The sequence below is a fragment of the Algoriphagus aquimarinus genome (assembly GCF_900112005.1).
Classification (GTDB): domain Bacteria; phylum Bacteroidota; class Bacteroidia; order Cytophagales; family Cyclobacteriaceae; genus Algoriphagus; species Algoriphagus aquimarinus.
In genome coordinates this window covers 26,621-47,102 of sequence record NZ_FOKK01000023.1, presented here as the reverse complement: position 1 = coordinate 47,102, position 20,482 = coordinate 26,621, and the positions used below count along the sequence as shown (strand labels likewise).

The window sequence follows — 20,482 nt, the reverse complement described above, 5'->3', positions numbered from 1 at the left end:
TCTTTTTTGAATATCTGGGTCTACAGATTCAAACCAACTTGAGTTTTTGCAATGAAAAACTTTCTCTTTTTTGTGGGAAGCGTGTTATTTCTTTTTTCCTGTGCTCATAGGCAGGACAGCAAACCTGCACCTGCAACTACCGCTTTATCATTACCCCATCAGTTTTCTCTAAGTGATCTATCAGATACTCTTCAGCCGATTCGGATCAATCTTTCGGATGTACCTAAGCCGATTACCATTAAAGTCCCTAACCAATCTATAGGGTCTTATGCGCATATTAATGAGTCTGGCACTTTAACGATGATTAATTTAGAGCCTCCCACTTCACAGCATTTGCCCTACCTGACCGATGAAAATGATCAAATAATCAGTAATACTTCTGGGGTGCCCTATATACAAGGTGATGGTGGTCTTTCTCAATTCAAAAACTTCACTACCGACAATGGACTGGCATTGGATGCGGTTAATAGTGCCATGTTGGATCGTAGAGGTCACCTTTGGTTTGGTACCAATGGAGGTGGTGTCAGCAGATTTGACGGGATTCTATTTACCAATTTTACTACTTCACAAGGGTTGGCCGGAAATACAGTCCGAGCGATATTAGAAGATAGCAAAGGTTTATTATGGTTTGGTACTGCCAGTGGCGGAGTCAGCAGGTATGATGGGAGTGTTTTTACTAGCTATACAACAGAAAATGGCTTAGGAGATGATGCGGTGTTTAGCATTTTTGAAGACGCAGAAGGTAATATTTGGTTTGGTACCTACGGTGGAGGTGTCAGCAAATTTGACGGCAAGAACTTTACAACTTTTACTTCCGCTGATGGATTAGCTGATGACGTAGTGATCAGTATTGCACAAGATCAGGCAGGCAACTTATGGTTTGGAACAAATGGAGGGGGGGCTAGCAAATACGACGGACAGTCTTTCATTAATTACACGATATCTGAAGGGCTACCTTCTAATAGAATCAGAAGTATAAAAGTTGATCATTCTGGTATTATTTGGTTTGGGACGATAGGTGGTGGAGTCAGTAGGTATGATGGCAATGTTTTCAAAACTCTCAGAAAAGAAGACGGACTTGCCAGTATGGTGATAAGGACGATTGTCGAAACTAGCGATGGAGTACTCTGGTTCGCTACAGAACTTGGTGCAAGTAGGTATGATGGAACTAAGATGACTACTTATACCCGCGAACAGGGCCTTGCCAGCAATAGTATTTTAGATATCGTGATTGACGCGAATGGCAAACTTTGGTTTTGTACCGATGGGGGCGGAGTAAGTCGGTTTGACGGAGAAAGTTTCACCAATTTTACAGCATCTCAAGGCCTAGGGAATATCATAGTTCTGAGCACTGTAGAGGATAAAGACGGTCATTTGTGGTTTGGAACTGCCGGCGGTGGAGTTAGCCAATTTGATGGGCAAAAATTCACGACCTATACTTCAGCTCAGGGTCTGGCCAGTGAAATCGTAAGTAGCAGTTTTCGGGATCAAAAAGATCAGCTATGGTTCGGTACTGGCGGGGGCGGAGTCAGTATGTATGATGGTGAAGGCTTTACAAGCTATACAACGACACAGGGATTGGCGGCGAATGAAGTATATAATATCACAGAAGACTATCGAGGAAATCTCTGGTTTGGTACTGACGGTGGCGGAGTGAGTATGTTTGATGGGGATGGTTTTACCACCTATACTTCTCATCAAGGTTTAGTAGGTGACGTGATTTTAGGCATAGTAGAAGATGATTTCAAAAAGTTATGGTTCAGTGCAGCTGATGGGGGTTTAAGCAGGTTTGATGGGAATAGCTTCACTAATTTCTCTTCCGAGCAAGGTCTTGCAGATGATGCGGTTATCCGCCTTGTGAAGGATCAACAGGGAAATCTATGGGTCGGTACTGAAAATGGGCTGAGCATTCTGAGCTCTGAAAAAATTCAACAGATCGAAAAGGTGACTGATCTGGAAGACTACAAAGCAATGCTGGAAGATTCAGTTTCTTTATTTCAGACATTCACTACTTCTCAAGGGCTTCCGGATAATGTCATTCTCCAAATCGCAGAATTACCTGAGGGAAAAATGGCCGTGGGCACCAACCTTGGCATTGCAATCTTTGATGGGCCAAAAGAGGGGCAGCCACTAGATTCACTTAGAAATATTGAGATTTTTAATTCCAATACTGGTTTTCCGGTAAAGGATCTTTCCGATGGACAAAATGGAATGTACGTGGATCAAAATGGAATTCTTTGGGCTGGAACGGGAAACAATAAAACGGCATTAGTCCGCTTTGATTATAAGGCATTAAAGAGGAATCATGCCCAACCGGCAGTGTTGATTAAGGAACTTAGACTTAGTGAAGAGGTCATTTCCTGGCATAGCTTGAGCAAGGATTATGAGTTAGGCCGAGGCGCGAGCACTAATACCTTTCCCCGTACCACAGAGGAATTGATGGTATATGGTAATGTGTTGACTGACTTGGAGAGAGCAGACTTGAAGGATAAATTTAAAGGCATCAAGTTCGACAGTATTTCTAGTTTTTACTCTTTGCCACAGAATCTTGTCCTTCCCTATAGGAATAACGACATCAACATAGATTTCGGGACTGATGAACTCGCTAGACCATTTCTTATAGAGTACCAATATATATTGGAAGGGTATGATGAGAAATGGAGTCCAGTGCTCAAGAAAACTACTGCCAACTTTGGTAATATTCAGGAAGGTACATATACTTTTAAGGTAAAAGCTCGCTTCACTGGACCGACTGAAGATGTGGCTGGACAATGGACAGAACCAACAAGTTATAGTTTTGAGGTCTTACCTCCTTTGTACAGAACCTGGTGGGCCTACTTGATTTATGGATTATTGTTTATATCCTTAATCTATCCGATCACAATCTATCAACGGAACCGAGTGATCAAAGCTGAAAAAGAAAAGACCAAAGAGCGGGAACTTCAGCATGCCAAGGACATTGAAGTTGCCTACACTGAACTGGCATCTACACATGAAAATCTAAAAGACACGCAGGCTCAATTACTGCATTCTGAAAAAATGGCCTCTTTGGGGGAATTGATGGCAGGAATCGCTCATGAGATTCAAAATCCGCTGAATTTTGTGAATAACTTCTCTGAGGTAACCAATGAATTGGTAAAAGAGATCAAGGAGGAAAGAGCTAGGCCAGAAGACGAGCGCGATGTTGAGCTAGAGAATGATATCTTAGAAGATATCGAGAGTAATCTTGAGAAAATCACCAAACATGGAAAGCGTGCTGGAGCAATTGTAAAAGGAATGTTACAGCATAGTAGGAGTGGAAAAGGAACAAAAGAACCTACAGACCTCAATGCACTTGCAGATGAATATTTGAGATTGTCATACCACGGATTACGCGCCAAAGACAGCTCCTTTAATTCAGATTTTGAAATGGACTTTGACGCTACCATTCCAATAATACCAGTGTTGGGTCAGGATATGGGCAGGGTACTCTTGAATCTATTTAATAATGCTTTCTATGCAGTCAATGAAAAGAAGAAGGAAGCAGGAGATAGTTTCAAGCCTAATGTCATTGTGAAAACATCATTGATTGAGACTAATAAAGACAAAAAAGGAATTCAAATAAAAGTAACTGATAATGGCAAAGGGATTCCACAAGCTATAGTAGATAAGGTTTTTCAGCCATTTTTCACAACCAAACCAACAGGGCAGGGTACGGGTCTTGGATTATCCTTAAGCTACGATATCATCAAAGCTCATGATGGTGATATCCGCGTAGAGTCCATAGAAGGAGAAGGAACGACTTTCACCATAGACCTATTAATTCCTTCCAATCTTAGCTAACTATGAAGCAAAGCTTTCATCCTTTATCAATATATTTTATCCTCCTATTCTTGATCGTGCTTGTCACCTCATGCCAGCAGAATTATGAGGTTTCATTTCCTGAGAATGCTTCTGGGTATCAACTTCCAGAAGTTAAACCACTTAAAATTCCAGCAGGAAAACCCTTAGAATGGGATACCATACCTTCGGATGAGATCCCGAAGGGGGTGAACTATCCCATTGATTTTGCGAAGCTACCTTCTAAACCTTTTTCTATTCAGGATTTTAAACTGTTGAAATCTCCTGTCAAGGCTATCCCTATTGTTTGGGAAGAAGATGAGATACAACTTAATCTTGATACCATTTCAGGAACTGTTGTTCCAATCAAAAAGCAGCTCTTGCCAGAACCTCAGATCACTAAATTGGCATTTTTATCCAAATCAGACTTGTCCAATTCAGGGATTTTGAGAATAGGGCAGACGGAAGGATTGGTAGGCAACAAAGTCTTTGCAATGGTTACTGACCTTAACGGTATGGTATGGATATCTACTGAACGAGGGCTTTCGAAGTTTACAGGGGATCAATTTGAAAACTATAGCATTCTACCTCGAAATCCAGATGGGCTAATAGACAACATTGTTGATTTGGAGATTGGAAATGATGGTAGCCTCCTGATATTATCTCTGCTGTCAGGTGTTTATGTACTTGATATCAATCATAGTATCCTAACTAACTATCAGGTAGGCTCTCAGTTTGCTAGAATAGAAGAGGATGAGTCCGGCTTGTATTGGTTAGGTAATCTTAATACGGGGATACATTTTCTGAATCCTTCTACTAGGATGCTCCATTCATTGCAATTCCAGTCTGACCAAAGAATTACAGCAGCAGGAGTACACTTAGATAAAGACAAAAACCTGTGGTTTGGCATGAGGGGTAAAATTGGAGTTCTTAATGCTCAGCGAACTTCTTTAAGATTTGTTTCGGCCAAGGCTGGGATAGAACCAAATACCTTTTTCTATGAGTTTAGCGAAAACTCAAAAGGTGAGGTTTGGGCTTCATCATATGAGGGAAAGCCCCTAGCAGTTTCTTTGGCTGATAATACCCTCATTTCTTTAGGTGCAGAGCAAGGCTATTATGGCAAGTCGTTATCTGTAACTTTTGATTTGCATAATAGAGTTTGGATCACAGATAATGACACCGTTACGCTGTATAATCCAGAACTTCAAACGATCAAGAAAATTGCTACTGGTACAAAATTCGTGTCCAGTGGGTTCCCATCTGCTACCATGACGGATGCTAAGGGTAATATTTGGATTGGAACAGAGAATATAGGCGCACTTTTGATTGATCCTGAAGGAATGCTTTCTCAGCATTTCAACGCCAATAGTGGTTTAGTAAACGATGAAGTTTGGGGAATCGAAGAAGGTCCGAATGGCATGGTCTGGATGGCAACTTATGAGGGCATAAATATTTATGATCCAGAGAAGGAGAGAATTTATCTACTAAACTTTCCTGGCGATGCAAATAGAAATAACCATCGATCCATCTCTAGAATATCTCACGATGAGCTCTTGCTGGGAAGTTTAGGTGGTTTTACGCTCATTAATTTGAGTGAAAATATTGCTTCAGTATATAAACTAGATCCAAGCATCGCAAGAATTTTCTGGAAGGCAATCCGGGATTCCAAAGGAAATATTTATTTGGGCTCAGTGGATGGAGTATTGAAGTTTAACTCTGACCTCACGTCGTTTGCAAAAACAGATGAGTTTTCGGGTCTGGCATCCAGTCGAGTATGGCTGATAGAGGAGGACAAGGATGGCCGTATCTGGTTTGGCAATGATATAGGTGTAGATATTTATGACCCAGAATCCGGACAGGTAAGCTACCTCAGTGAGCGCTCTGGATTGACGAGTGATTATACCTCTATCATGATCAAAACTCACAAGGATGAAATTGTAATAGGCGGAGATGCAGGATTCTCAATTTTTGATTTGACAGAAAATACCATTACCAATCTAACTCCCGCGCAAGGTCTGAACCCACCTGTAATGTATGATATGGTGGAAGTAGAAGGCGATTTTCATATAGGGTCAGATAATGGAATAGTGGTTGTTAAGCGTCCTCGAGAGGATCAGGCAGAATCTATTTGGCACTTTTATAATTATGGAAAAAGAGAAGGGTTTCCTTTCAATGATTATAACCAAGCCACTGCAGTTTATACCTCTACAGGAAATGTATGGTGGGGCGCTGCTCCAATTATGTCTGTGAACTCGCAAGTCCCAAAGATAGATACGCTACGACCGGTAGTCGTCATGACCAAAATCAATATCATGGATCAAAATCCTGATTTTCTGGGGACTAATTTTATCAAAAGTCAATTCACAAATGAAGATTCTATTTGGAATACGGATCATACAGAGTTTTTTACCATAAAAGATATTCCCAATGACAGTAGCTATTTGGTGCAAAATCAAATCTTCTGGGATAGTGTGAATTTGGTGAGTAAAATGCCTGTGGGTTTAGTACTTCCTTATGACCAGAATTCCATGAATTTTTCCTTTATGAATCCAGACATTTTGGGAAGGGATAAAATAGTCTATAGGTATATTTTGCAGGGAGAAGACAATACTTGGTCTGAAGTCAGCGCTAGAAGTACCACCCAGAATTACTATAACCTATTACCGGGCGATTATACGTTTAAAGTGGCGACTCGGGGATTTAACGGAATATGGAGTGAGCCTGCCTCTATTAAATTTACCATCTCACCACCATGGTGGCAGACGTGGGTAGCTTATGTGATTTTTGCGTCATTATTGGCTGGCTTTATTTATCTGATAGTCCAAGTGCGATCCAAGTATCTTCAGAAGGAAAATCGTATTTTGGAAGAACGGGTTTCGCACAGAACTGCGCAGCTTAAGAAGAGCATAGATGAGTTGAAGAATGCGCAGAGTCAGTTGGTTCAATCTGAGAAAATGGCTTCTCTTGGTGAGTTGACAGCAGGAATCGCCCATGAGATCCAAAACCCATTGAATTTTGTGAATAATTTCTCTGAATTAAGCAGTGAACTTATAGATGAAATGCGGGAAGAATTGGAAAAGGGTGACCTAGAGGAAGCCAAAGCTATTAGCGTAGATATTCAGCAGAATCTTGAGAAAATAAATCAACACGGCAAGCGTGCCGACGCCATAGTCAAGGCAATGCTTCAGCACAGTAGAATCAGTGGAGGTAATCGCGCATTGACAGACATCAATATGCTTACAGATGAATACCTGCGGCTGGCATACCATGGTCTGCGAGCAAAGGATAAGACCTTCAATTCCTCAATGAATACGGATTTTGATCCTACAGTAGGGAAAATTGATCTTGTAGCGCAGGAATTGGGGAGAGTTTTACTTAATTTAATCAATAATGCTTTTTACGCTGTATCTGATAGAAAGAGTGAAAGCCAAGAGGGCTATGAGCCTTTAGTCGAGCTAAGTACTAAGAGGATAGCTAATTGGGTGGAGATCAAAGTCAGAGACAATGGGAGTGGAATTTCTAAGTCAGTTTTGGAAAAGATCTTCCAGCCATTTTTCACTACCAAGCCTACAGGACAAGGAACAGGTTTGGGTTTATCAATAAGTTACGATATTGTAAAAGCGCACGGAGGTGAAATTCTAGTAGAAAGCACTGAGGGGGAAGGAACTGAGTTTTGTATTCGATTACCGATAGATACCCAATAATATGGATAAGGTTCAAGAAGGTTGGATTGAGAAAAATATAGAGCTAAAACGCTTGCTAGCTACAAGAACACTGGAACTTGAGAAATCAATAAAAGATTATCAAGAACTTCAGGAGCAATTACTTTTGCAAGAGAAGCTAGCTAGCCTTGGACAGTTGTCTGCCGGGATTGCTCATGAGATTAAAAACCCAATCAATTTTATCAACAATTTTTCTGAGTTGAGTATTGAGTATGTGGATGAGATTGTAGAAGAAATCCAGAGTCTTGAGCGTAATGCCACACGTGTAGGGATCGAAGATCTGCTTCAGGACATCAAGGCTAACCTTGAGAAAATCCTTCAACACGGGAAAAGAGCTGATGGAATAGTAAAATCCATGTTGATGCATTCCAGAGGTGGGCAAGGAGAATTTGTGCCTACTAACCTAAATAGTTTGCTTCAGGAGTTTGTGAATTTGGCATTTCATGGAATGCGAGCTGGAAAGAATCCGATAAATGTGAGTTTTGAGTGGGATTTGGACCCTGAAATAGGACCGGTTTCCATTATTGCAGAGGATTTTAGTAGAGTGATTGTGAACCTATGTAATAATGCCTTTGACGCCATGCGTAGCAAGTTCAATACACTGATGGAGAAGGGTGAAGATCAGACCTTTCAACCAGTACTTAAAATTCGAACTAGGAAAGAAATGAACTTAGTAACTACTGAAATAGAAGATAATGGGGCAGGTATACCTGAACCAATTTTAAATAGAATTTTAGAACCTTTCTTCACGACCAAAAAAGCGAAAGAAGGGACAGGGCTTGGCTTGTCCATAACCCATGATATAGTGAAAGCACACAAAGGCACTTTAGCCATTTCTTCGACAGAGGGAGAATTTACCAGATTTGAAATTACGTTACCATCCATATCATCAACACAATGACAAAAATATTAATCGTCGATGACGAGCGAGATGTAGAATTACTTTTTCGCCAGAAATTCAGGAAAGAGGTCAGGAGTGGTCTTTTAGAACTAGCTTTTGCCTTTTCCGGCGATGAGGCGCTCAAATTACTTGATAGCGAGCATCCACCAGAAGTTGTTTATGTATTTTCGGATATCAATATGCCAGGAATGACAGGGCTAGAGTTATTAGACAGAGTCAAAAGTCAATTTCCAGCCATTAACGTGAGTATGATCTCAGCGTATGGTGATACAGAAAATTTTAAGAAAGCGATGGAATCTGGGGCAAAGGAGTTTTTTACCAAGCCTATAGATTTTGATTCGCTTAGAAAAGAAATCGGACGAGTAATTAATCAATAATAGATCTTTGAGCTATGGCTAAGATACTTGTAGTGGACGATGAGGCAGATTTGGAAGTCCTTATCACACAGAAATTCAGACGTAAGATTCGAGCTGGTGAATATTCATTTGTATTTGCGCTGAATGGGCGTGAGGCTTTGGATATTCTACACGAGCAACCCGATATCGACATGATTCTGAGTGATATCAATATGCCAGAAATGGATGGATTGACCTTATTATCCAAAATAAAGGAGCAAAACCCTTTACTTAAGGCGGTGATTATTTCTGCCTATGGAGATTTGGAAAATATCCGTACGGCTATGAATCGGGGCGCATTTGACTTTATCACCAAGCCGGTTGATTTTCAGGATTTGGAGATCACTATAGAGAAGACACTTCAGCATATCAATCAGATTAAGTCAACCCTCACTGCTATGAGGGAAAATAATATTCTGAAGATGTATGTGGACGAGACAGTGCTCAATTTCATGGTAGGTAAAGAATCTGAAACCTCTTTGATGGAGAACGAAACGGTGGAGGCGACAGTGGCTTTTGTGGACTTATGTGGCTTTACCAAGATTTCAGAAAATGAAGAGCCTAATGTCGTAGTGCCGTTGCTTAACGAATACTTCGATCTGATGGTACGCGAAATTATCGAACAAAAGGGAGCTGTGGATAAATTCATAGGGGATGCTGTGATGGCGGTTTTCAAAGGACCTGATCACGTCGAACGCGCTGTGAGAGCATGTATAGCGATCCGGGATAAGATAAATGAACTGCCTATGTACTCCGAAAAATCGAAGTTCAGCCCCAAAGTCTCTATAGGAATGAATTCCGGCGAAATGGTGTCAGGAAATATAGGGTCCCGATCCTTGAAAAGGCTTGATTATACAGTGATTGGAGATGCGGTGAACGTCGCTTCTAGACTTCAGAATGCAGCTAGCCCAGGGCAAATACTGATTTTGGAAAAATGCGCTGAAGGAATATCGGATTTATTCAATTTTCAGAAATTGGGTGAAATCGCCCTAAAGAACAAAGCCAAGCCTGTATCGGTATTGGAAGTTGTAAATTAGACCGAGCAGATTGCTTCTTCGTTTTAGTATCCCTTACTTGACCTCGTGAAAAATAATCTGGTCACGGCTATAGCATTCTTTCGTCTTCTGACTTTTCAGAAAATCCTCAATTATGCCTTGTTAGCAAGTTCATTTCAGCTCTCAAGGAGGTTGGGAAGACCAATTCTTTGGGGCAAACCAACTACGCTTTCTATAGAACCCACCACAAGCTGTAATCTGAGATGCCCAGAATGTCCATCAGGATTGCGGGACTTTTCCCGTCCTACGGGAATGCTTCAAGAAGCACTTTTCAAGAAAACAATCGATCAGGTTCAAGGCCATCTCACTTGGCTTCATCTATATTTTCAGGGTGAGCCTTTTTTGAATCCACGCTTTTTGGAAATGGTCTCTTATGCAGATTCCAAAGGTGTTTTTACTTCCACTTCTACCAACGCACATTACCTACAGGAAAAGCAAGTCAAAGAAGTTCTTCAAAGTGGCCTGAAACAATTGATTGTGTCCATGGATGGGATCACGCAGGATATTTATGAAAAATATCGTGTGGGCGGAACGCTGGAGAAAGTGCAGGAGGGTATCAAATTACTTTTGGCAGAACGGAATAAGTCAGGACAAAACTTTCCTCGTGTGGTACTACAGTTTTTGGTCACAGGACAAAACGAACACCAACTGCCAGAATTGAAGCAATGGGCGAAAGAAATGCAGGTGGATGAGCTGCAGTTGAAAACCACACAGATCTATGACTTTGAGAATGGTTCAGAGTTAATTCCTTCTGATCTCGGATATTCCAGGTACGTGCCAGAGGGAAATGGAAAGTGGAAGCTTAAGAAGAAGCTAGAGAATAAGTGCTGGCGGATGTGGCAAGGAGCTGTTTCTACTTGGGATGGAAAAGTTGTCCCCTGCTGCTTTGACAAGGATGCGGAGTACGTTATGGGTGAATTGAAAGCCCAATCGCTCGCGTCTATCTGGTCATCCCTTCCCTACCAAAACTTCAGAAAGCAGCTGCTAAGCGATCGGACTCAGATCGAAATATGCAGGAATTGCACGGAGTGAGTATCTAGACAAGGAGGAGAGAACTCAGGTTTTTGGAACTATATTTGGTAGAATTAAGAAATTCATGGATTTTTAATCTCCATATTTGTTCTTGATTCACCCGGGACTACCTTTTCTCTATGATTTCAATAAAACGATTCTCTTATTTTTTTGTAATTCTAGCCTTCTTTGGATTGGCTATTCCTCAGACTTTCGCACAGGAAACCACCGACTTGACTCAAATCAATGTGGACGAAATGAGTGACAGCCAAGTCCAGGAATTGCTTAAAAGAGCTTCAGAAGCAGGGCTTTCCACAGAGGAATTTTTGCAGATGGCTCAACTACGTGGCATGCCATCCTCAGAGGTGGTCAAGCTAAAAAACCGAATTCAGGATTTAGACACGAATAGTTCTGCTCGCAAGACGAATGCTTCAAAACGTGACCCTCGCCAACAAGTAGATTTTGATCAAATTACCCAAGGAATATATCAGCCCCAAGTAGATTTGGGGACGACTTCCTCTGGGAAGAACATTTTTGGGCAGTCTCTTTTCTATCAGCAAAGTAGAAAACTCAGCTTCGAACCTAGCCTCAATCAGGCTACTCCTAAGAATTATATATTAGGGCCAGGAGACGTTGTTTTTGTGGATATTTATGGTCAGTCAGAGCAGTATTATGAAGCGACTGTCAACCCCGATGGTTTTGTTATTCTAGACAATATTGGGCCTGTTTCAGTTTCGGGCAAATCTATAGAAGAAGCTACTGGTATTATCAAAAACCGGGTTTCTAGATACTATCCAGGGCTCACAGGAAGTAATCCCAATACATTTCTACAGGTTACTCTGGGAAATGTGAGAACGATAAAAGTGAATATTTTGGGTGAAGTTCGATTGCCAGGGACATTTACTTTGAGTGCTTTTTCCACTGTATTCAACGCGCTATATGCTGCGGGTGGGCCGAGTGAAAAAGGCTCCATGAGAAAGATAAAATTGATCAGGAATAACAAGCAGATCGCTGAAATAGATGTGTATGATTTGCTGATCAAAGGGACGGCCGATCTAGATCGGCAGCTTCAGGATCAGGATGTCATTTTGGTGCCTACATTCCTTTCTCATGTGAAGGTAAAAGGAGAAGTAAAGCGTCCGATGACCTTTGAGGTGGGCGATGATGATAATTTTTCTGATCTCTTGCAATATGCTGGAGGTTTTACAGATGAAGCATTCAAGGACCGTGTAGCTATCTCCAGAATCACTGGAAATCAGCGATCGGTGTCTGATGTATACCAAAATCAATTTGATATGTTCATCCTGAAAGGTGGGGATGAGATTACTGTTCAGAGGATTTTAGATCGATATTCCAATCGCGTGCAAATCAAAGGAGCTGTGTACCGTGAAGGGACATTTGCTTTGACCGAAGGTCTCACGCTATCCCAATTGGTGAAAAATGCGGAGGGCTTACGCGGTGACGCATACACTGCGCAAGCGAGTGTGTTGAGAACTAAAGCAGATCTCAGTACTGAGATGATTCAAGTGAACCTCAGAGGGATCTTAGATGGGACGATTGCTGATGTTCCACTTCAGCGAGAAGATGTGGTGAGAATCGCCAGTATTTATGACATTCGAAACGAGCAATATGTACAGGTTCTCGGGGAAGTGAAGAGACCGGGAGTTTATCCTTATTCGGAGTCTATGAAGGTGGAAGAACTCATCGTCATGGCTGGAGGTTTTCAGGAGTCTGCCAATTCCCAAGACATAGAAATAGCCCGAAGACTGGAAGATTCTGATTTGGGTACCTTATCAGATATCATTCCAGCGCAGGTCCATCCGGATTTAGGTTTTAATCCTAATTCTACTTCTCTGATGCCTTTTGACCAGGTCATCGTGAGGAAGCGGGCCAATTTCACCATGCAGAAATTAAGCGCGGTGGAGGGTCAGGTGAATTCACCAGGCATTTTTGCGATTCAAAGCAGTGGGGAGCGAATCTCTGATTTGGTAAGACGTGCTGGTGGTTTGAATCAATTTGCATACGCTAAGGGAGCTACCTTAATCCGTCGAACAGAGTTTTTCAATACAGAATCCGAGCAGATCCGTCGTCAAAGAAATCTGGAAGGTCTCAGAATGAGATTGGCTGAAGATCCAAGTAACTCGGAGGCACAAGAGGAATTGATGCAGCGATTATTCAAAGATCTTCCAACAAGTGAATCTCCTGTAGACAATCAACTAGCTATAACCAAAAGAGAATCTTTAGACCAGATTGCAGCAGAAACTCCAGGGTTTGCAGTGAAACTGAAGGAAACTGAAGCAGTAGCAATAGATCTCGAAAAGATCATCCAAAATCCTGGATCAGAGAATGACTTGCTTTTGGAGGAAGGTGATATTCTCTCTGTACCGAAATTGCTTCAAACAGTCAGAATGCGTGGAGATGTAGTCTATCCTACCACCTTGAGACACGAGTCTAATAGAAGCTTGAAACATTACATCAATGGAGCTGGAGGTTTTGAGCGCAGAGCAAACCGCAAACAAACCTACGTGGTCTATGCCAATGGTGCTGTAAAGAGAACTAAGGGATTTTTTGGAATCCGAAATTATCCACCGGTAGAGCCTGGAGCGGAAGTAATTGTGCCTACTAAAGGGCCAAGAGTACCATTGAGATTGGGTGAAGTAGTGGGTATAACTACTGGTCTAGCCACTCTTGGATTAGTCATTTCACAAATCAACTGGTAATGGCGGGATCACAACACTTTTCTGACAATCAGTTTACGCTCAAGGAAGTCTTCCAAAATATCAGTGAATGGATCGCTTTTTTTCTTTCTAAATGGAAAATCCTGCTTCTTTCAGGGATTATAGGAATTGCCTTAGGTGCGTTAGTTTCCATATTCAAAAAACCTGTTTTTCATGCTGAGACTTCTTTTGTCCTAGAAGAAGGTGATGCAGGAGGAATGGGTCAAATGTCTGGCCTTGCATCGCTTGTGGGAGTGAATTTAGGTTCACTTGGGAGTACGAGTGGTTTATTTCAAGGAGATAATATTATGGAGCTGTATCGCTCTGATCGAATGCTTGACGAGACTTTGCTGAGTAAGTTTGATGACAATGAATTGCTGATTGATCGTTTTGTTACTTTTGAAGAGTTGGATAAGAAGTGGGCTTCCAGAGTGGATATTCCATCCATGGATTTCTCTGTTCCTAGGGAGCAATTCACCGTTTCGCAGGATTCTGTGGTCAAGGAAGTAGCTAAACTAATCCGGGAAAATCAGCTCAGTGTTGCTAAGCCAGATCGAAAGTTGAGTATCATACAGGTTTCTATTTCATCCAAAGACGAGGGGTACGCGAAAGTATTCAACGAGCGTTTGGTGCAAAATGTAAACACATTTTACCTAGAGACGAAGACTAAAAAGACGGGTGAAAATCTATCTATACTCCAATCTCAGGCAGATTCAGTGAGAAAAATCCTGGATGAAAGTATTGGTGCCTATGCGATGGCGACAGATCGGGTTCCCAATGCCAACCCACTTCTTTCTACAGGCACGATAGAGACCAAAAAACGACAGATCGATGTGCAAGCGACAGGTGCTGTATATGAGGAAATCGTAAAGAACCTCGAAATAGCTAAAGTCAATCATCGCAATAATTCACCTTTGATTCAGATTATAGATTCACCTAGATTCCCATTAAAGCGATCTGAGATTCGATTGGTCAAGGGAATGGTGTTGGGCTGCATCATCGTCGGTTTATTGACACTTTTTGTATTCTACTTCCGCCGATTGTACCAGAAACACGTGCAGGAAAGCTAACTCATAAGCTGCCATGCTAGAAAAACTCGGTCTACTTCCCTTCGGAACTTTCATAAGGAATAAATCTATCCAGAATTTCCTGTTTCTGGCGATCATTCAATCTTCGAATGTCCTGATTACAATTATATCCATGCCGCTGTTGATTCAGGGGATTGGCGTGGATCAGTTCGGTTTGGTAAATCTCTCCCTTTCCGTAATCGTCCTGCTAAATATCTTGGTGGGATTTGGATACAATCTCAGTGCGCCACGGGAAGTTGCGGTCAACCAACAAAATAAGCTGGCACTATCACATATAGTGTCCAATATATTTTCGGCTAAGATCCTATTGGCAGCAATCGCCAGCCTAGTTATAATCATTGGAGTTTTTGGATTTAATCTCTTTCAGGAATATCAGATCATCTTGGTGTTTTCACTGATGCTCTTGTTTTCTGAAGCTACACTTCCTCTTTGGTTTTTCCAGGGTATGGAGAAAATGAAGCTGGTGAGCATCGCTAACATCTTTTCCAAACTGCTTTTTTTGATGGGAATTGTACTGTTTATCCACAATCCTGAACAAAGTAAGTGGGTCAATTTCTCGATGGGGTTTTTTGGTATGGGGGTAAACCTTTTCCTTCTGGTATATATTCGAACCTTTTTGGGGATCAAGTTTTATAGACCTGAGTTTTTGGCGATATGGAAAAGTCTTACTTCAAATGTGTTGCTCTTTTTCTCAAATCTAGGGAGCCATATTGCTGTCAATGGAGGATTAATAGTCCTAAGTTTCTTTACGGCTGCTGAGACGCTAGGCATGTATAGCTTAGCGGAGCGCGTAATCATGGTGATGAGGATGCTGCCTTCACTTATAGTACAAGCTGTATATCCAAACGCAGCCAAATTGTTTGTCAAAGACAGGGCAGCATTTTTGAAGTTTTCTACCAAAGTGTTGCTTCTTTCTTTATGTACAAGCGGTTTCTTGTCCATAGGTACCTTCTTGGGTTCTGAATTCATTATTGCAGTTTTGTCTAGAGCCTCGTTACCCAAGTCTGTAGAAATTTTGGAGATTTTGGCATTCATTCCCTTATTAGCTTCCCTGAATATTTGGAATATTATAGTCTTTCTTATCAATGATCAGAAGCAGCTGATGTTTAGAACATCTTGGCTTATGTGTGCTTATATGCTAGTTGCCTCAGTTTTGGCGACTGCTTATTATGGGGAAGTGGGCCTAGCTTTTGCATTGCTTTCAACCGAAGTAGTATCCTTTTTGATTTCCTGCTATTTCAATTGGCGCTACAATAGAAAATTAGTTCTTGAGCTTTTTACCAAAAATTGATTCCGTAAATCCGACTTTACTTTTTGATTGAGCCGTATATTTGAGCGCTAATTGAATTGCGCACCCTTGCATAGTTGCATTTTATCCACAAATTTTCCTGAATGAGTTCTTCATCTTTTCCGTCCGTAGCAATAGTTTTGATCAATTGGAAAAATTATGAAGATTCCAAAAAGTGCCTAATCTCGCTTCAGGGTTGTAATTACCCTAATTTCAAAAGTATTATCATTGACAATCATTCCGGTGATGGTTCTGGAGAGCAACTTCAAAAGGAATTTGGTGATTTTGCTCATTTCATATTTACTGATGAAAACTTGGGCTTTTCCGGAGGGAATAATGTTGGGTTCCGTTATGCTTTGGAGCAAAACTTCGATTACATCATGGAGCTGAATAATGATACGGAAGTTGAGCCGGATTTTCTTGATAAACTGGTTTTCTCCATACATGATAAACCTGAATTTGGGATAGCTCAACCATTGATTTTTTATAATGGAGAACGCAGAAACGTCATTTGGAATGCGGGAGGCAAGCTCATTCCGTCCTTAGGGCTTTCACTCACTAAAAAGGAAGGAAGTACTGATCTCAGTGAGGTTATTTCTGAGGAGACGGCATGGACTACTGGCTGTGCTACTCTGATAAAAACGAAAGTGCTTCGGGAAACGGGTCTTTTAAAGGAGTTCTTCTTTTTTGGCTCCTTTGAAGATGTAGATCTCTCGATGAGGGTTCGGGAAAAAGGTTACAAGCTTTGGTTTGAATCAGAATCGAGGATTTATCATTCCGTAGGCAATTCGTCCAAATCAAAAACTAAAGGAAAAGAAGGCTTCTTGAATCCTATGGTACATTATTTGGCACAGAGAAATCAAATGATATTCATCAAACATCACACTGAAAATATTTTTATACCTTTGGCCGTGGCTGTTCAATTTGGAAAAATGCTTCTTTATTCCGTCTATTTTATAGGAAGATGGAGGCTCCAAAAATTACGTATGGCCTGGAAAGGCTTCGCGGATGGCCTAATAAAAACCTATCATGATTAAGATTGAGGAGATAAAAAATAGAGTCGAAGAGTTTCACTCAGCTGCACCTTTTCCACATATAGTTATTGATGATTTTGTTGATTCAAAATTCGCAAAATCCCTTTCTGAGGAATTTCCGGTGATTGATGACAGTAGCTTATTTACGTATTCCAATCCTTTGGAGAAGAAATCTGCGCTCAATGATTGGAACAAGTTTCCAGAACATACCTATAAATTTTTTGAATACTTATGCTCTGAGACTTTTGTAAGTCAATTGGGAGCAATGTTGGGTATCAAATTGTATCCGGATTTTGGGCTTCATGGTGGAGGCTGGCATATGCATCCTGATGGAGGAAAGCTCAATCCGCATTTGGATTATAATATTCATCCCAAGCTTGGTCTTCAGCGTAGAATAAATCTAATTTTATACCTTTCACAAGACTGGAAACCAGAATTTGGCGGACACTTTGGCCTTTGGAGCAATGATAATGAGAGCCATCGTCCACATAAGTTGGAGAAGGAAGTTGAGGTGAAGTTCAACAGAGCGGTGATTTTTGACACTACTTATCAGTCATGGCATGGACTGAGTAGAGAGGTAAGTACCGATGGGACAAATATCCGAAAGTCTCTTGCGATCTATTATCTATGCGATCCACCTGCAAATTCTGAGAACAGGCAGCGGGCACTATATGCTCCTACCGAAGATCAAATCTCAAATCCTGAGATAGAAGAATTGATTCGAAAAAGAGCTGACAACCAGCTTTACAAAGACCAGTACATTACAAAAGGTTGATTTTAGATTCAGTTTGTTGTGTGTTTGTGCAATGTGTAAAAGCTGTTTACTTTGCTTTTAGTCATTACATACATTTTAAGTGAGTCTATTATTTTTGAACCTGACAGCATAACTATGGTAAACCGATGCCTTTGATTTTTTTCATACTCATTGCATTGGCCGTTTCCACAGGATTTCTGTGGACGGTGCAGGCGATGGTTTTTAAAGGCAAATGGAGCTATTTTATCTATTTCTTAGCTCTTTTTTTGCCATTTTACATCACCACACTTAGTGTTGTCTTTTTAGCTACAGCTTCCCCCTTACTGCTTGGTTTTTTTCAGATAATAAAGGAATTGACTGTACTTATTGCGGTAGCAGTTTTTGTGTTTTACCAGCGAAAAATCTTTGAATATCCTATCCGTCTGCAATCTACTGATTGGTTAATGATGGGTTTCTTGGGCTTGGCGGCCTTGTATCTCTTCTTGCCACTTGGTGAGTCTTCTTTTCTGAATAAGGCGCTGTATTTCAAAAGCATGTTGATACCGGGCTTGGTGTATTTTCTGGGGAGAAATACCACATTCGACGGCATTGAAATCAAACGGGTCTTTCAGATTGTTTTCGGGATAGCAATTGCTGCCTTCTTAGTGAATGTATTAGAAAGTTTTGTATTGGATGCTCATTTGCAGCAGTTCACAGGGTATGCTTTATACAATCATGTGATCAACGATATTGATACAACAGGCAATTTTGGGTTGACATGGACATTCGAGACGCCCGCTGTGACCAAACGCTTAGCTAGCTTTTTCTCCGATCCTTTAGAGATGGCTAGTTCGGTATTGATGGGTTTTTCAGCCGGCCTAATCTGGTTTCTGACCAGTAAAAAGGAAGGGAATTGGTTGTACGTGGTAGTCATGATTTGCTCCTTAGGAAGCTTAATGTTTTCAGCCTCTAGAGCAGCATTCGTTGCATTTTTTGTGATGATTTTCTTTTTAGCACTCGTATTCGGCTTGTACAAATTGATCGCAGCAGGCTTTCTAAGTTTGTTGGCCTTTGTCGTGTATGTGCTATTCTTCGCCAGTGATGATTTCTATTTCTTTGTGCTAGACACCCTCACTTTTGAAAGCACGTCTAGTGTCGGCCACGTGGTGGAATGGGTGTTAGCTCTTGATTCAATGGTAGGGAATCCCCTTGGAATAGGCTTAGCTATGAGTGGAAATTCCGGAAGTGTATCTGAGGAACTCAGGGTAGGTGGTGAAAATCAGTTTCTTATTTATGGAGTACAACTCGGCTGGCTTGGCATGATTTTGTATATTCTAACATTGGCTTCTGGAGTGATTTTGAGTTTGAGAGTATTTTATCGAACTCAAAATTTGATGGCTGCTCGAATAGCCTTCGTAGCAGCTGCCGTAAAAGTTGGGCTACTATTGCCACTTTTCACTGCCAATGCTGAAATGTACACCTATGTTGCCTGGCTTACTTGGTGGATGGTTGGCTATTCCGTAAATGAGTATAGTAGAATAAATATTCAATCGATTAAGACAGATTGACAATCCTAAAAACAATAAATTGAAAGTTCTCCTCGATCTACAGTACCTGAATGTTGCCACCACTGGGATCAAAACTTATATGATGGAGTTGGCGCAAGCTGTGTTGACTTATCCACATCCTGAGATAGAGTGGGTTTTTTCGCATGATCCTAAGGAGCAAAGCGCAGATCAAACCTTTAAAGGAGTACAATCTAAAATTCAGCGTCTCAATTATCATTTAGATTACTTTCGATGGAAGGAATTTCAGCTTCCTGACATGGTAAAGAAACATCAAGCCGATGTGTTGATTTGTCCTGACTTCGTTTCTCCCGTAGCTTCTTTATCCTGTCGTAGATTGACAGTAATTCATGATGCATTCTTTTGGCAAATGCCGCAGAATTATCCGACTTGGTGGAGAACCTATTTTCTGAGTTTGATCAGAAAGGGATTGAAGCAAAACACGGAGATTATCACTACGACCAATTATTCCCGTGATGCTATACTTTCCCATTTGGGAAATAAGTCTCCCATCTCGGTGATTTATCAAGTACCTAAAAATATGACTACTGAGGTTGATTCTGCTTTCATAGAGAAATTGGGCGTGGATAAATATCAATACTTTGTTCACATTGGTACTTTTGACAAACGTAAAAACTTGCCTTTGCTGGTTCGGGCATTTGCATCATTTTTAGAAAAAACCAACTCTGATTTTAAACTGTTACTTGCAGGAGGAGCAGGACAAAGTGCTCAGATGAATGACTTGCCTATTGTGGAAAAACTTATAACTGAGCTTAAGTTAGAAGGTAAAGTACTGTTGCCGGGATATGTTAGTGATGCACAGGTTAGAGCCTTGTATGAAGGTGCTTTTGCCTATGTTTTTCCTTCAGAAAATGAGGGCTTCGGAATTCCGATCGTTGAAGCTATGGGTTTTGGAATTCCTGTGATTCATTCCGATCAGCCTGCGTTGGTCGAAGTTTCTGCCGGTGCTGGATTGGTCTCTAAAACTGGCGATACGCAGGATTTGGCAGAAAAAATGATACTTTTGGCATCTGAAGATAGCTTAAGAATGTCGCTTATTGAAAGAGGCTTAGAACGAGCAAAAGACTTTTCAGCGAAGAAATTCATTGCTGATTTTCAAAAATTAATCCTTTCAAAATAATCACCCAGAATTA

The 20,482-nt window shown here is 41.1% G+C and carries 13 protein-coding genes; all 13 read left to right on the top strand.

Annotated elements, in window-relative coordinates; genetic code table 11:
- Window positions 1-51 precede the first annotated feature (51 nt).
- Entirely contained in the window at window positions 52-3,822 is a 3,771-nt protein-coding gene (locus BM291_RS20095; RefSeq protein WP_092901193.1) for a two-component regulator propeller domain-containing protein, read from the top strand.
- A 2-nt stretch (window positions 3,823-3,824) separates the two neighbouring features.
- Window positions 3,825-7,523: a sensor histidine kinase gene (locus BM291_RS20090; RefSeq protein WP_092901190.1), complete on the top strand. Its 3,699-nt coding sequence runs from the start codon at window positions 3,825-3,827 to the stop codon at window positions 7,521-7,523.
- Between the two features lies 1 nt (window position 7,524).
- A complete protein-coding gene (locus tag BM291_RS20085) occupies window positions 7,525-8,442 on the top strand; it encodes a sensor histidine kinase (protein ID WP_092901187.1) in 918 nt (305 codons plus the stop codon).
- Window positions 8,439-8,819 carry a response regulator gene (locus tag BM291_RS20080; RefSeq protein ID WP_092901184.1) on the top strand — a complete coding sequence of 127 codons (381 nt, stop codon included), beginning with the start codon at window positions 8,439-8,441 and terminating at the stop codon, window positions 8,817-8,819. The genes BM291_RS20085 and BM291_RS20080 overlap by 4 nt, the downstream gene beginning before the upstream one ends.
- Before the next feature lie 14 nt (window positions 8,820-8,833).
- The gene (locus BM291_RS20075) at window positions 8,834-9,874 is read left to right on the top strand and encodes an adenylate/guanylate cyclase domain-containing protein (protein WP_092901179.1); all 1,041 of its coding nucleotides are present in this window, start codon (window positions 8,834-8,836) and stop codon (window positions 9,872-9,874) included.
- Window positions 9,875-9,919: 45 nt separating this feature from the next.
- Window positions 9,920-10,924 carry a radical SAM/SPASM domain-containing protein gene (locus BM291_RS20070; RefSeq protein WP_092901176.1) on the top strand — a complete coding sequence of 335 codons (1,005 nt, stop codon included), beginning with the start codon at window positions 9,920-9,922 and terminating at the stop codon, window positions 10,922-10,924.
- Window positions 10,925-11,043: 119 nt separating this feature from the next.
- Window positions 11,044-13,623 (top strand): SLBB domain-containing protein, encoded by a 2,580-nt coding sequence (locus BM291_RS20065; RefSeq protein ID WP_092901173.1) that lies wholly within the window; start codon window positions 11,044-11,046, stop codon window positions 13,621-13,623.
- Window positions 13,623-14,690: a GumC domain-containing protein gene (locus BM291_RS20060; protein ID WP_092901170.1), complete on the top strand. Its 1,068-nt coding sequence runs from the start codon at window positions 13,623-13,625 to the stop codon at window positions 14,688-14,690. The genes BM291_RS20065 and BM291_RS20060 overlap by 1 nt, the downstream gene beginning before the upstream one ends.
- A 13-nt stretch (window positions 14,691-14,703) precedes the next feature.
- On the top strand, window positions 14,704-15,999 hold the full coding sequence (locus BM291_RS20055; RefSeq protein ID WP_092901167.1) for an oligosaccharide flippase family protein: 1,296 nt from the start codon (window positions 14,704-14,706) through the stop codon (window positions 15,997-15,999).
- 101 nt (window positions 16,000-16,100) lie between these two features.
- Window positions 16,101-17,033, top strand: coding sequence for a glycosyltransferase family 2 protein (locus tag BM291_RS20050; RefSeq protein WP_092901164.1), 933 nt, complete (start codon window positions 16,101-16,103; stop codon window positions 17,031-17,033).
- Complete coding sequence (locus BM291_RS20045; protein ID WP_092901161.1) at window positions 17,026-17,805, top strand: 2OG-Fe(II) oxygenase; 780 nt, start codon at window positions 17,026-17,028, stop codon at window positions 17,803-17,805. Before BM291_RS20050 ends, BM291_RS20045 begins: the two co-directional genes overlap by 8 nt.
- Before the next feature lie 125 nt (window positions 17,806-17,930).
- A complete protein-coding gene (locus tag BM291_RS20040) occupies window positions 17,931-19,331 on the top strand; it encodes a hypothetical protein (protein ID WP_092901158.1) in 1,401 nt (466 codons plus the stop codon).
- 19 nt (window positions 19,332-19,350) lie between these two features.
- Window positions 19,351-20,469 (top strand): glycosyltransferase family 4 protein, encoded by a 1,119-nt coding sequence (locus tag BM291_RS20035; protein ID WP_092901155.1) that lies wholly within the window; start codon window positions 19,351-19,353, stop codon window positions 20,467-20,469.
- Window positions 20,470-20,482: the final 13 nt, after the last annotated feature.